Genomic DNA, 13,226 nt, shown 5'->3' with positions numbered 1-13,226 from the left:
GGTTAATTAAATTATTTAGATGTCATGAAATCAATAGCTGCGCTAATCTCATCATCAGAACAATCCATACATGTTCCTTTTGGCGGCATCGCATTAAAGCCATTGATAGCATGATCAAGCAACACATCTTTACCTTTAGCGATACGCGGTGCCCAGTCATCAGCTGATTTAGGTGCACCTAGTGCGCCAGTACCGTGACAGGCAAAACAGGCGCCTTGGTAAACTTGCTCACCAGAACGAGGGCCACTAGGCGCTGCCGCAACAGCAGCTTTTTCGCCTTCAAGATAAACAGCGCCAACTGGAGCTAAACGCTTTTTAATCGCATCTTCAGTCATAGAGTTATCATATGGCTGTGCGTATGCGGTGGTTGCTAGCACTAATAATGCTGCAGCTGATAGTTTTTTCATTTTGCCTTGCTCACTTCGATTTGAACGTGATCAATCACGATTATAGATGACGGAAATTAAACCGATTATACCTCTGTGTAACAATTTATAAAACGCCCACTGGTGTTTTTATCAATAAAACTGTCTAATTTTTGCGTTAAAGCAATAAAATTGCATGTTTCAGTTAATAAACTTTTATAATCGGTGGCTTAGTAATTCACTATTTAAGCTAATGCTAATACGTTTTTAACCAATTTTTCGATCCCCGCATCGGCATCTAAAATAGACTGCGCCAGCATATAAGCAGGGGTGGTAACGAGTTTATTGTCTTCATCAATCACAATATCATCAACTGCACAGGCTGCGTGAGTAGAGCCTAGCTGGGTTAAAGCGTTTACGGTCTGTTCATCATTACCTATGGTTAAAGTAGCCTTGGGATATATAAACGGAATTAAAGCCGGCGAAATACACATGTAGCCAGCCGCTTTTTGTGCACTGGCAAATTGTTTACACGCTGCTAAAACTATTTCGTTTATCTGCGCATCAGCGCCTTTAACGGCAAAGTCACATAAGTTTTTAGCGGCGCCAAATCCCCCAGGGACTATTAACGCATCAAATTCAGATGCTTTTAATTCGCTTAAAGATTTTATATCACCACGGGCAATGCGTGCTGCCTCAGTGAGTACATTACGGTTGCTTGGCATTTCTTCACCGGTGAGGTGATTAATCGTGTGAAGTTGTTCTATATCAGGAGCAAAACATTGATATGCAGCACCGTTTTTAGCTATGTGCAGCAGTGTTAATACTGCTTCGTTTATTTCACTGCCATCGTACACACCACAGCCGGCTAATATTACAGCTATCTTTTTCATGCTTTTGTGCTCCTTAAGTATTTTAAATAAGTCGTTTGGGTGAAGTTTAACACGGGGCAAAACACACACTAAAATAATTTTTTAGCTTAAAAAGTATTCGCAGTGCAAGTTGTATTGCGGTTTATGCCATTTTTGCCAGTGCGCTTATAAAAAAAAATATAAAGGATCGCTATGATCTTTGATCCATTATGCTAGAATACTCCTCCGGTTATTTAAATGGATACAAATAACTAAAGTGACTAACAGCGGATGTATCAGTTAGAAAACCTTTTTCCACATTGGTTTTAAAATAATAAAAAAAGAACCTCGTATTATCTTTTTTAAACAAAACAAGCAGTTATTTATTTTTCTAAGCATTTAATTATGTATTGGAGGAATAGTTCGTGGCTGTTATCTACAAAGTTATCCACAGGTTGCTCTGCAATAATTATAGCTACTAAGCGTAATTCACTGTCGTTTTATTCACAACCTTATGGCATGCTTGTAATAATATTACTCTTTTGTATTTAGGATCCAAATTCACCATGGCTCAGATCCCCGAAAACCCGCTAATTTTAGTTGATGGCTCTTCATATTTATTCCGTGCTTATCACTCTCCACCGCATTTAACCAACTCAAAAGGTGAAGCAACAGGCGCTATTTATGGCGTGGTTAACATGCTTAAAAGTTTGATCAAACAATATGATCCGAGTCACATGGTGGTGGTGTTTGATGCCAAAGGCAAAACGTTCAGAAACGACATGTATAGCGAGTATAAAGCTAACCGTCCGCCTATGCCTGACGATTTACGAACGCAAATAGCGCCACTGCACAGTATTATTAAAGCAATGGGCTTTCCACTGATCAGTATAGAAGGTGTTGAAGCCGACGATGTGATTGGTACGTTTTCACGAATAGCGACTGAGCAAAAGCGCCATGTATTGGTTTCTACCGGCGATAAAGACATGGCTCAACTAGTTAACGAGCATGTGACGCTAATAAACACCATGACCGATAGCATTTCAGATCCTCAAACCGTTGTTGAAAAATTTGGTGTAGGACCTGAGCTAATCATCGATTATTTAGCATTAATGGGTGATAAAGTTGATAACATCCCAGGTGTTGAAGGTTGTGGACCTAAAACAGCTGTTAAATGGCTACAAAAATATGGGTCACTTCAAGGTGTTATTGATAATGCCGGCGACATTAAAGGCAAGATTGGTGAAAAACTTGCAAACGCCCTAGATCATTTACCACTAAGTTATGAGCTTGCCACCATTAAATGTGATGTTGAGGTAGAGTCAGACCTAGACACCTTTAAAGTACAAGAGCCAAATAAAGATGAGCTTATTGCACTGTATGGTGAGTGTGAGTTCCGCCGCTGGTTAGCTGAGCTACTTGATAATCCAAAAGATGCAGAAAAAGCGCTCCCTACTGAGGAAAATGAACTACCAAAAGTAAAAGACGCTCATTATGAAACTATTTTAAGCGAGTCACAGTTTGATGCGCTTATAGAGCAGCTAAATAGCGCTGAGCTATTTGCTTTTGATACCGAAACAACCAGCCTTAATTATATGCAAGCGCAGTTAGTGGGTATGAGCTTTGCTGTAAAAGCAGGCGAAGCCGCTTACTTACCCATCGCACATGACTACCCGGGTGCACCAGAGCAATTAAGCCTTGAATATGTAATGCAAAAGCTTGGGCCAATTCTCGCCGATGCTAACAAAGCTAAAGTAGGGCAAAACCTAAAATACGACAAGAGTGTACTGGCTAATGCCGGCTATGAACTCAATGGCATTAAGTTTGATACTATGCTTGAGTCGTACGTATTTAATAGTGTGGGCACTCGCCATGATATGGATTCATTAGCGCTTAAATACTTAGGCCATAAAAACATTAGCTTTGAAGATATTGCCGGCAAAGGGAAAAAGCAGCTTACCTTTAATCAAATTGAGCTTGAAAAAGCTGCGCCTTACGCAGCAGAAGATGCCGATATTACACTGCGTTTACACCAAGTACTGTGGCCAAAATTAGAAGCTGATGAGAAGTTAAAGTCAGTATTTGAAACCATAGAAATGCCCCTAGTTGATGTTATTTCTGATATTGAGCGCACTGGTGTAGCTATAGATAGCAATATGCTTGCAGCACACAGTCAGCGTTTAGGCGAGCGTTTACTTGAGCTTGAAAAAGAAGCGTTTGAAATAGCTGGCGAACCATTCAACCTAAGCTCGCCAAAGCAGCTGCAAGTACTTTTATTTGAAAAACTTGAGCTGCCAGTCATTAAAAAAACACCTAAAGGTGCGCCTTCAACGGCTGAAGAAGTGCTACAAGAACTTGCTCATGATTACCCATTACCTAAAGTGATTATTGAGCATCGTGGTTTATCTAAGCTTAAATCAACGTATACCGATAAATTACCATTGATGGTAAATGAGAAAACACAACGCGTGCATACTTCTTATCATCAAGCTGTTACGGCCACAGGGCGTTTAAGTTCTACCGATCCTAACTTACAAAATATTCCTATTCGCTCTGAAGAAGGGCGCCGTATACGTGAGGCGTTTGTAGCGGCACCAGGTTATAAAATTGTGGCTGCCGATTACAGCCAAATTGAGCTGCGTATTATGGCGCATTTATCGCAAGACAAAGGGCTACTAAATGCCTTTGCTAATGGGTTAGATGTTCACAGTGCAACCGCTGCTGAGGTATTTGGTGTTGAGCTTGATAAGGTAACCACCGATATGCGTCGTAAAGCGAAAGCAGTAAACTTTGGTTTAATTTACGGCATGTCAGCCTTTGGTTTAGCGCGTCAGCTTGATGTGCCACGTCACGAAGCACAGCATTATATAGATAAGTATTTTGAGCGTTTCCCTGGGGTACTTGATTACATGGAAACAACACGTGAGAAAGCGGCTGAGAACGGGTACGTAGAAACTATTTTTGGTCGTCGTTTACACTTACCAGAAATTAATGCACGTAATGGAGCTCGTCGTAAAGGCGCCGAACGTGCAGCAATCAATGCACCAATGCAAGGCACAGCCGCCGACATTATTAAAAAAGCAATGTTGAGTGTACATCAATGGGTTAGTGAGCAAGCCCCTAACACGATTAAACTACTCATGCAGGTACACGATGAGTTGGTATTTGAAATTAAAACCGACTGCGCACAAGCTTACACCAAGCAAATTTGTGAACTAATGTCGCAAGCTGCGAGCTTAGATGTGCCTTTAATTGTTGAAGCCGACGAAGGTGAAAACTGGGAACAAGCCCATTAACCTCAAAACATGCTTATAGTTTAAAAGCGCCGCAAGGCGCTTTTTTATTGCCTCTAAATAACTCACTCAATTAGGCGAATCGATATACGTATTTCTGTGCGTAAACAAAGTTTAGTTAAAAGTAGGTTAATTTAAGCAACTATTTGTATTAAATAGTTATATGTTCGTCAATTCGAACTATTTTGGCGGAATATGATTGTATTTTTATGCGCGCTTTTGTTAAAGTGCGCGCGTCCTCATCCTGTAGGACATCCTGTTGATGATGCATCTGAAAAGGTGCAACAAATTGATAGCTTCTCCCCAGTTTGCTATACCGGCCTGCTTGTTTTAAGCAGGCCGTTTTTCTTTTCAATCCCCTTTATTATTTATTTTGAGTTGGTATGCATATACCGCAAGTGGTAGTATCGAAAGCGCTATTATTCTCATTTAAATTTAAGGAGTGCGTTATGTTTAAAACGTTAGCCGCTGTAGGTTTATCGTTAACTAGTCTTGTTTTGTCTAATGCCGCTCATGCAGATTGGCAGCTCGTTAATGATAAAAGCCAAGTAAGTTTTGTTTCTATAAAAAAAGACACGATTGCTGAGGCGCATCATTTTACTAATCTAGAAGGGACACTTTTAGACAGCGGTGCGTTTAGTGTAAATATTGACTTAACCTCTGCAGAAACACTAATCCCCATTCGCAATGAACGTTTAACTCAATTTGTATTTGAAGCGGCAAAATTCCCTAACGCAATTTTAACCGCAGACTTAAAAAAGCAATTAAGTAATATTAAAAAACCAGGCCAACATGTATTAAAAGCGGTTGATGCGCAGCTTGATTTTCATGGTAATAAAAAACCATTAAAAATAAATGTACTTGTTAGCAGTTCAAAAAATGGCGATTTAAGCGTATCGTCGTTTACGCCAGTGATTATAAACAGCCAAGACTTTGGTGTGACCGAAGGCGTTAAAAAGTTACAGCAATTAGCTGGCTTACCGGCCGTTGCTACAGCCGTCCCGGTTACTTTTGCACTGACACTAAAAAAACAGTGATCTCATTAACGGCGCTTAGTAAGCAATTAAGCGAGCCTAGTAAACCGTTTGATAGTTGGCAGCCAACCCAGTGTGGTGAACTGCCAATTACTATTAACGAACAAGGGCTGTGGTTTTACGATGGCAGCGAGATTACTCGCCTCGCTATGGTAAAACTATTTGCCAGTGTTTTATGCAAAAAAGGCGAGCAGTTTTACTTAAAAACACCCATCGAAAAAATAGCGATAGAAGTACAAGATGCGCCATTCGTTATCGTAAGCTGGCATATAGAGAGCACAGCGCAAGGGCAGGTTATGTGTTGTATAGATAATTTAGCACGGCAATGGTTAATAAGTGCTGAGCAGCCTCTTTATATAAAAAACTATAAAAATGCAGCGGTGCCTTATTTGCAATTACCTTATGGGTGTAGCGCGCGGGTATCACGAAGTGTGTTTTATCAGTGGGCTGAAATAGCCGACGCAGATGAGCGCGGCTATTTTATAAAATCTGCAGGTGAAAGGTTTTATCTCTCATAGATGCTTATTTTTAAGCGCCTGAGTTATCTTCATCACTTGGCTGTGGTTCAACAGCCACGATTGGTCCTAAGTACCACTCATCTAATTTTTTGGCGACTTCCGGTAAACCCGTCCCCTTAAGTGATGAAAAAGCATGAACAGTAATATCACCGTCTAGTTCACTTAATTCACGACGTACTTGTAATACTTGTGCTTTACGCGCACCTTGTTTGAGCTTATCCGCTTTAGTTAAAAGCGCCAATACAGGGATTTCACTGCCAATAGCCCAATTAATTAAATCTTTATCTAAATCTTTTAATGGGTGACGAATATCCATTAATACCACAATGCCTTTTAAACTTTGACGTTTTTGTAGGTATTCACCCAGTGACTTTTGCCATTTCTTTTTCATTTCAATGGGCACTTTAGCAAAGCCATAACCAGGTAAGTCGATTAAGCGCATATCATCCACTTCACCTAATTCAAACGTGTTGATCAATTGCGTACGACCCGGTGTTTTACTGGTACGAGCAAGTTTTTGATCTGTCAGTGCATTAAGAGCACTCGACTTACCGGCATTAGAGCGACCTGCAAACGCGACTTCAATTCCCGTATCAGCAGGTAATTTAGTGATGTCTGGCGCGCTTGTAACAAAAGACGCAGTATTATATTTGATACGAGATTTGAGCACAGGCTCTCCTAAAACGTAAAAGTTAATCTTATTGAGCTAAATTGACTCAGGGCGCGTATTTTATACTATAAAGGATGTATTAAAAAGCGTATTTAAACACCTAAAAATGCTATAAATGGCACTATTAAAGCTGCTTAAAGGTTAATCTAGGTCAAAACCCTATAAATTATAAGCTTAATATGAGTAGAAAACGTGCCAGAGAATTTTTTATCGTGTAGAATACATGAATTACAACATCCATATTGTAGATGATACAGGGTCGGAAACAGAGAATTCACCATGAAAAAAATAGCACTATCTTTAACAATATTGCTTGGTGCGTTGTCAGCAAGCAACGCAACAGCATTTGATGGCGATGTAAACGCAGGTAAAGAAAAATCAGCAACGTGTGCGGCTTGTCACGGCCCAGACGGTAATGCACCGGTTAATATTTACCCTAAACTTGCAGGCCAGCATCCAGATTACATCCTTAAACAACTTAAGGATTTAAAACTAGGTATGACTTCAGGCGGTAAAGAAGGTCGTATGGATCCTGTAATGAGCGCGATGGCTATGCCACTTAGCGAACAAGACATGAAAGACCTATCTGCTTATTTTTCTTCATTGAACATGACTGAAGGCGCCACCCCTAAAGACGTGGTTGAAGTTGGTCAAAAGCTTTACAAAGCGGGCGATGCTGAACGTGGTATTCCAGCTTGTGCGGCGTGTCATGGTCCGCGCGGCAATGGTTCGTCACTTGCTAAGTTTCCTAAAATTTCTTTCCAGCACCCAGAGTACATTAAAGCTCAGCTAGAGAAATTCCGGGATGGTACCCGTAAAAACGACCATAACGGTATGATGCAAGATATAGCGAAAAAGCTAACAGACAAAGATATTGAAGTACTTTCTCAATATTTGGGTGGTTTACACTAAAGTCGTATTTATTTAGTATTTGCTAATGTAATACTATGAAATATGGTTAAAAAGCAGCTTACGCTGCTTTTTTTGTGTCCGTAATTTAACGATATCACCCTTTAGTTTGTGAGATATTTGCCATACCGAATTGTGAGAAATAACTTATTTTTAAACTTTTTAAGTGTGTAACTTATTAATTTATATTGTTTTTAATGAATCTATATGTGTGACATGTAAGAAAAATTATATAAACCAGTTGTAACAAAATTATTAATGGGTAAATTAACCACTGTCGCAAAACAACAATAACAACATGGATTATGCTAAAGGAAAATAGCGCGGCACGACTGAATAGCACACTGAAGGTGCTACAAAAGGAAATAACAAGAAAGCGTCAGGATGACCGTAAATAATAAAATCTCAAGGAAGTTAAAAATAAAAACAAAATGGAATGTAACAAGGAAGGTTAAAATAATAACAATACGGACTGATAATAATAAAAATAATAAAGACTAAAAAAGTCGAAGGGAGAAGTGTCCAGATAATGGCGCTCAGATTAGTAGGCGGTAGAGATGTTTTCTCTACCGCCTTTTTATTTGTCCTGTTACAATACCCACCGTTTAGCAATAAGCTAATGCGCTAATTCAACAAGCAAACCAAGCTTTAATGCGCAAATCGAATTCTTCTGGCTAGGCCAGCACTGCGATGCTCATGTTATGTGCCTCGCTCAAAACCTCTTAAGTGAGATGATCAAGATATGAGTAGAAAGAAAAAGTCACGTAAAATTCCTTCAAACGGCCCTGTTCGTTTAAGCCAAGATAAGCTTAAAGAAATGCGTGCGTTAAAGGAGCAACGTGTTAAAAAGCCAAAGGGCGCTAAGCCTGGCTCTCGAAATGCACCTGAGCTATTAGATAGCGACACTAAAAAAGTAAGTTCAGCACCAAAAGATAAACGTGTGGGCAGTAAAAAAGCGGTACCTTTAGTGGCTGCCGCACCACAGCCACAAGTAGAAATGAAGCGTAACTTAAAGCCAATGGCCGAGCTTAAAAAGGCGACAGAGCCAGAGCTGACACCAGAGCAAGAGCTAGAAGCGCTTGAAAACGATGAGCGTTTACTTAAGCTCGTTGAGCGTCATGAACAAGGTGAAATGCTGACGGGTAAAGATGCAAAGTACTTTAATAGCCGTATTGCACGCCACCAAGTGCTTTGTAAGTTACTGGGTATAGAAGATGAGGATGAGGACGAGTTTGAAGATGATTTTGAAGACAACGTCGAAAGCGACGGTAACTCAGACTTTGATAAATACCTTTCAGATGATTTAGCCAATGAGTGGCTAGAAGATGACGATAAATAGTAAGGGCGCTTAATGAGTACCGCAGTGATTGTAGCCTTGTTTGTAGGTGCTGTTATTATTGCTGGCTTAGCATTTTATGCAGGTCAGTTACTCTATAAGCTTAACGCGCAAAAAAAGTTAATTGCGCAAAAGCAAGCAGAGCAACAGCAAAAGCTTAAGCAGTCGCGCTTAAAGCGAAACGCTAAACTTGCAGATAGCATTCATTTAATTGCTCGTGCAATGGCTGAAAAGCAATGTGAGTATTCTGAAGGCTGTTTACGGATTTGGGTGTTAATGTCTCAGTACGCTTTTGAAGATGAACGAGATTTAACAGTGGCCTACCCAGGCATTTATAAAATGTATAATGTCGTTAAAGAAATGCCGACTCACGATGCACGCAAAAAATACTCTAAAAAAGAGATTTTTAAACAAGATACAGCTCGTTGGCGAGCAGAAGAAAACTTTAGCGATGAGATTAAAGCCGATTGCGACAAAATCATTGTCGAGTTTAAAGCTGCACCGGGCAGCGAAAACATAGTGTTTAATTAAGCTCAAAAATAAAAAAAGCAGATTTAGGTCTGCTTTTTTATGCCTGCTTTAAATCACCCGTGAGAAACGGGTTTTACTTATTTGCTTTTGTAAGTGAGCATCAAAGCACATACATATAATACGAATAAACAAGTTCCCACGAGGCGTGACGCGTATTACGTTATCATTTATATGTACCATCTCATCGTCTATTAAAGGCTGTAGTGCCAACAGGGCATCTGCAAAATACTCATTAAATTGAATAGTATGTTTTTTCGCAAAAGCCTGTGTGTCTAATTCAAACTGGCAGATAAGGGATTTAATAGCCTCTGCACGTATTACATCATCATGCGTTAAATGCATTCCTTTATGTATAGCGCTCCCAGCTTGCGTTTCAATGGCGTGATAATAATGCTTAAGCACTTTTTGATTTTGTAAAATGGCCGTGCCAATTTGTGAGATGGATGATACCCCTAAGCCTAACAAGTCGCAATTACCGTGGGTGGTATAGCCCTGAAAATTGCGATGTAGCTGCCCTTTATTTTGCGCAACTGCCAGTTCGTTGTCGGCTTTTGCAAAATGATCCATACCAATAAACTGATAACCTGCTGATGTCATTTGCGACAAGGTGTTTTTAAACATTGTTAGCTTGTCGTGGGCACTGGGTAAATCAGCTTCTTTTATTTTACGTTGCGCAGCAAAGCGCTCCGGTAAATGCGCGTAATTAAATACAGAGACTCTGTCTGGGCTTAAGGCAATTAATTGCGCTATTGTTTTCTCAAAGCTTTGGGGTGTTTGTTTAGGTAGGCCATAAATCATATCTGCATTTATTGACTTAAAGCCCAGCTCGCGGGCTTGGGTTATCAGTGCTTTAACGGTCTCAACTTGCTGTGTGCGGTTAACTGCTTGCTGTACCTCATCGTTAAAATCTTGAATACCAAAGGATACACGGTTAAAACCTAAAACCCGTAAGTGTATAAGCATATCTTTAGCAAGGGAGCGTGGGTCTATTTCAATGCCACGCTCAGTGTTGCGGGTAAAATGAAAGTGCTGCTCTAGCAAATTAATTAGGCGCGTCATTTGCTTTACAGTTAAAAAGGTTGGCGTACCACCGCCTAAATGCAATTGCTCTACCGTGTAGTGTTTGAATAATGGGGCATGCGCTGCTATTTCTTTTGCTAAATAATCTAAGTACACATCGGCTTTAGATTGATGGCGCGTAATCACCTTATTACATCCGCAGTAATAGCAAAGCTCACTGCAAAATGGGATATGAATATACAAAGAGAGTGAGCGACTCGATGATGATTTAATAGCGCTAACAAGGTCTTGTTGCTGATATCCCTCGCTTAAAGACAACGCGGTAGGATAGGAGGTATAACGCGGCCCTGACACGTTATACTTATTTATAAGAGTTTGATCCCATTTTGGAAGCTTTATCATCACGCGCACCTTATATATTAATCAGGGGGTGAGTATAAAAAGCTTTTAAGGAAGGAGTTTTGATCTACAACAAAAAAGGTGCCTAAGCACCTTTTAAAAGAGTATTTTTTGTTAATACGTTATGTTGTGGGCATCTTTTAAGTATTGAAACAATTCTTTATAGCCCTTGCCTGGCTTCTCGGCTTTAACCTCTTTGGCGGCGTTGCGAACTAATTGGCGCATTTTTTGGCGCTCAAGGGTCGGGTATTGCTCAATAGTTTCGTTGATTAAATCGTCGCCTTGTTCAATTAAGTCAGTACGTAATTGCTCAATTTTTTTAATTAAAACCTCAGCTTGGTTATTTTTATTAAGCATTACGTCAATAATTGCTTTAATTTCTTCAACGTTTTCTACTGTGCGCAGCGTTTTAGCAATGTAATTTAAATGACGACGGTACGCATCGCTTTTATTGCTAATTTTATCAGCAACCACCATGGCTTCTTTTAAATCGTCATTGAGTGGTAAGCGTTCGCGTTGTTTTTTCCCCATTTTAGCAATTTCAGAACCTAACTGGTGAAACTCTTGCGCGTCTCGCTTTAGCTCACTTTTTGATACGTAAATAATTTCTTCTTCAATTTCAGCAGGCTTGCCTTTTTTCTTCGCCATGGGGTGCTCTTAAGTAAAAATAACTTTTGCCATTATACGCGATTCTTTTAGTGATTAATATTAGCTGATGTGGTGCAGTGAGTGTGTTAGCATTTAAAGATAAGAAATGCGTGCAATATTGCCTTAAGGCTCAGGACTTAATTTATGAAAAGCCAACAACACGATCCAATTTATTCTCAAATCTCTCAAGTAAAAGATGCCGTAGCTGAAGTGCTCGAGCATGCTAAAAAATTGGGGGCTACTGCCGCAGAAGCTGCAATGTCGAGTACATCGGGTTTATCGGTAAGTACACGCATGGGTGAAGTAGAAACCATAGAGTTTAACCAAGATGGCGGTTTAGGTATCAGTGTTTATGTAGGGAATAATAAAGGGTCGGCATCTACTGCTGATCTCAACCCAAAAACACTACGCACTGTAGTCGAAAAAGCCATTGATATTGCCAAGTTTACCTCCGATGACCCATTTAATGGCATTGCGGATAAAGGGCTACTTGAGTTTGGACCTAAAGATCTCGATTTATATCATCCGTGGGATGTAAGCCCTGAGCAAGGTATTGAACTTTGCCATGCCGCCGAGCAAGCCGCCTTAAATGCTGATGAGCGTATTGTAAATTCAGATGGTGCAAGTTTTTCATCTCACCAAGGTTTACGTGTATACGGTAATAGCCATGGTTTAATTGCTGGTTTTCCACGTACGCGCCATAGTATTAGTACTATGGTAATAGGTAAAGAAGGCGAGCACATGCAGCGCGATTCGGCGTACACTGTTGCGCGCGATCAAGCTGGTTTAAACGATGCTGCAGCAGTGGGCCTTGAAGCTGCAACCGAAACACTTGCTAAGTTAAACAGCCAAAAACTAGGGACTATGAAAGTACCTGTTATTTTTAGAGCCGATATAGCTAACTCATTGTTTGGACATTTGGTATCGGCTATAGGCGGTGGGGCGCTTTATCGTAAATCGAGCTTTTTACTCGACAGCCTAGGCACCCAAGTATTTAGTAAGAGCGTTAATATTGCTGAGCGTCCACATATATTAAAAGGGTTAGCATCATCACCTTTTGATAGTGAAGGGGTTAAAACAATTGACCGTGAAATTATTCAAGGCGGTGAACTGCAAACGTATTTATTGGCAAGTTATGCAGCACGTAAATTAAATATGGCCCCAACAGGCCATGCAGGCGGTATTCATAACTGGTTAGTAGAGCAAACGCATAACGATTTAACCGCACTATTAAAAACCATGGGCACAGGCCTACTAGTTACCGAGCTAATGGGACAAGGCGTCAACACCGTTACCGGTGACTACTCGCGTGGGGCGGCTGGTTTTTGGGTTGAAAACGGCGAAATTCAGTACCCAGTAAGTGAAATTACTATTGCTGGTAATTTAAAGGATATGTTTAAAGGTATTAGTGCAATTGGTGGTGATATTGAGCGCAGAGGCGGCATTCAAACCGGCTCAGTACTTATAGAACAAATGCAAATAGCAGGCGCTTAATACCAATCCGCAATAATATTTAATCATTTTTAGGGGCTAAACGTGTCGCTATCTGCGTCAAAAAATTCTCATTTAGAGCAACTAAATAGCGAATTTTTTGCCTTGCTATCAACACGTTTATCCATCCTCAAAATAGATCACTTAATTATGCGCATTGG

At 40.2% G+C, this 13,226-nt stretch carries 12 protein-coding genes; 7 read left to right on the top strand and 5 right to left on the bottom strand.

What is annotated here, in order from left to right; translation table 11 throughout:
* Window positions 1–11 precede the first annotated feature (11 nt).
* The gene (locus tag CWC16_RS06495) at window positions 12–407 is read right to left on the bottom strand and encodes a c-type cytochrome (RefSeq protein ID WP_138540942.1); all 396 of its coding nucleotides are present in this window, start codon (window positions 405–407) and stop codon (window positions 12–14) included.
* 203 nt (window positions 408–610) lie between these two features.
* The gene (gene elbB, locus CWC16_RS06490; RefSeq protein WP_138540941.1) at window positions 611–1,258 is read right to left on the bottom strand and encodes an isoprenoid biosynthesis glyoxalase ElbB; all 648 of its coding nucleotides are present in this window, start codon (window positions 1,256–1,258) and stop codon (window positions 611–613) included.
* A 524-nt stretch (window positions 1,259–1,782) separates the two neighbouring features.
* Between elbB and polA the strand changes: the two genes are divergently transcribed.
* The 3 genes from polA (at window position 1,783) to CWC16_RS06475 (ending at window position 6,061) form a co-directional block, all read left to right on the top strand.
* Window positions 1,783–4,512 carry a DNA polymerase I gene (gene polA / locus CWC16_RS06485; protein WP_138540940.1) on the top strand — a complete coding sequence of 910 codons (2,730 nt, stop codon included), beginning with the start codon at window positions 1,783–1,785 and terminating at the stop codon, window positions 4,510–4,512.
* 446 nt (window positions 4,513–4,958) lie between these two features.
* Window positions 4,959–5,546: a YceI family protein gene (locus CWC16_RS06480; RefSeq protein ID WP_138540939.1), complete on the top strand. Its 588-nt coding sequence runs from the start codon at window positions 4,959–4,961 to the stop codon at window positions 5,544–5,546.
* Window positions 5,543–6,061 (top strand): DUF1285 domain-containing protein, encoded by a 519-nt coding sequence (locus CWC16_RS06475; RefSeq protein WP_138540938.1) that lies wholly within the window; start codon window positions 5,543–5,545, stop codon window positions 6,059–6,061. The genes CWC16_RS06480 and CWC16_RS06475 overlap by 4 nt, the downstream gene beginning before the upstream one ends.
* A 10-nt stretch (window positions 6,062–6,071) precedes the next feature.
* Here the strand turns inward: CWC16_RS06475 and yihA are convergent, their stop codons facing one another.
* Window positions 6,072–6,731, bottom strand: a complete 660-nt coding sequence (gene yihA, locus CWC16_RS06470; protein WP_138540937.1) for a ribosome biogenesis GTP-binding protein YihA/YsxC — start codon at window positions 6,729–6,731, stop codon at window positions 6,072–6,074.
* Between the two features lie 279 nt (window positions 6,732–7,010).
* Between yihA and CWC16_RS06465 the strand changes: the two genes are divergently transcribed.
* The 3 genes from CWC16_RS06465 (at window position 7,011) to CWC16_RS06455 (ending at window position 9,507) form a co-directional block, all read left to right on the top strand.
* Complete coding sequence (locus CWC16_RS06465) at window positions 7,011–7,643, top strand: c-type cytochrome (RefSeq protein WP_055014564.1); 633 nt, start codon at window positions 7,011–7,013, stop codon at window positions 7,641–7,643.
* 739 nt (window positions 7,644–8,382) lie between these two features.
* The gene (gene yihI / locus CWC16_RS06460) at window positions 8,383–8,979 is read left to right on the top strand and encodes a Der GTPase-activating protein YihI (RefSeq protein WP_138540936.1); all 597 of its coding nucleotides are present in this window, start codon (window positions 8,383–8,385) and stop codon (window positions 8,977–8,979) included.
* Window positions 8,980–8,991: 12 nt separating this feature from the next.
* Window positions 8,992–9,507 carry a DUF2489 domain-containing protein gene (locus CWC16_RS06455; RefSeq protein WP_138540935.1) on the top strand — a complete coding sequence of 172 codons (516 nt, stop codon included), beginning with the start codon at window positions 8,992–8,994 and terminating at the stop codon, window positions 9,505–9,507.
* Between the two features lie 48 nt (window positions 9,508–9,555).
* Here the strand turns inward: CWC16_RS06455 and hemN are convergent, their stop codons facing one another.
* A complete protein-coding gene (gene hemN, locus CWC16_RS06450) occupies window positions 9,556–10,929 on the bottom strand; it encodes an oxygen-independent coproporphyrinogen III oxidase (RefSeq protein ID WP_138540934.1) in 1,374 nt (457 codons plus the stop codon).
* 111 nt (window positions 10,930–11,040) lie between these two features.
* Window positions 11,041–11,574 carry a ribosome biogenesis factor YjgA gene (gene yjgA / locus CWC16_RS06445; RefSeq protein ID WP_138540933.1) on the bottom strand — a complete coding sequence of 178 codons (534 nt, stop codon included), beginning with the start codon at window positions 11,572–11,574 and terminating at the stop codon, window positions 11,041–11,043.
* A gap of 144 nt (window positions 11,575–11,718) precedes the next feature.
* On the opposite strand from yjgA, the gene pmbA reads away from it, so the two are divergent.
* Complete coding sequence (pmbA, locus tag CWC16_RS06440; protein ID WP_138540932.1) at window positions 11,719–13,068, top strand: metalloprotease PmbA; 1,350 nt, start codon at window positions 11,719–11,721, stop codon at window positions 13,066–13,068.
* The last annotated feature ends 158 nt before the right edge of the window (window positions 13,069–13,226 follow it).

Origin of the sequence: Pseudoalteromonas sp. S3776, assembly GCF_005886915.1 — a bacterium.
GTDB lineage: Bacteria > Pseudomonadota > Gammaproteobacteria > Enterobacterales > Alteromonadaceae > Pseudoalteromonas.
Note: the sequence above shows the minus strand (reverse complement) of the source record. Positions and strands in the feature narration are given on the sequence as shown.

Excerpts from the sequence above, each read along its gene's own strand:
- CWC16_RS06495 (WP_138540942.1), bottom strand. The coding sequence starts at position 407 with ATGAAAAAACTATCAGCTGCAGCATTATTAGTGCTAGCAACCACCGCA.
- elbB (WP_138540941.1), bottom strand. The coding sequence starts at position 1,258 with ATGAAAAAGATAGCTGTAATATTAGCCGGCTGTGGTGTGTACGATGGC.
- polA (WP_138540940.1), top strand. The coding sequence starts at position 1,783 with ATGGCTCAGATCCCCGAAAACCCGCTAATTTTAGTTGATGGCTCTTCA.
- CWC16_RS06480 (WP_138540939.1), top strand. The coding sequence starts at position 4,959 with ATGTTTAAAACGTTAGCCGCTGTAGGTTTATCGTTAACTAGTCTTGTT.
- CWC16_RS06465 (WP_055014564.1), top strand. The coding sequence starts at position 7,011 with ATGAAAAAAATAGCACTATCTTTAACAATATTGCTTGGTGCGTTGTCA.
- yihI (WP_138540936.1), top strand. The coding sequence starts at position 8,383 with ATGAGTAGAAAGAAAAAGTCACGTAAAATTCCTTCAAACGGCCCTGTT.
- CWC16_RS06455 (WP_138540935.1), top strand. The coding sequence starts at position 8,992 with ATGAGTACCGCAGTGATTGTAGCCTTGTTTGTAGGTGCTGTTATTATT.
- hemN (WP_138540934.1), bottom strand. The coding sequence starts at position 10,929 with ATGATAAAGCTTCCAAAATGGGATCAAACTCTTATAAATAAGTATAAC.
- yjgA (WP_138540933.1), bottom strand. The coding sequence starts at position 11,574 with ATGGCGAAGAAAAAAGGCAAGCCTGCTGAAATTGAAGAAGAAATTATT.
- pmbA (WP_138540932.1), top strand. The coding sequence starts at position 11,719 with ATGAAAAGCCAACAACACGATCCAATTTATTCTCAAATCTCTCAAGTA.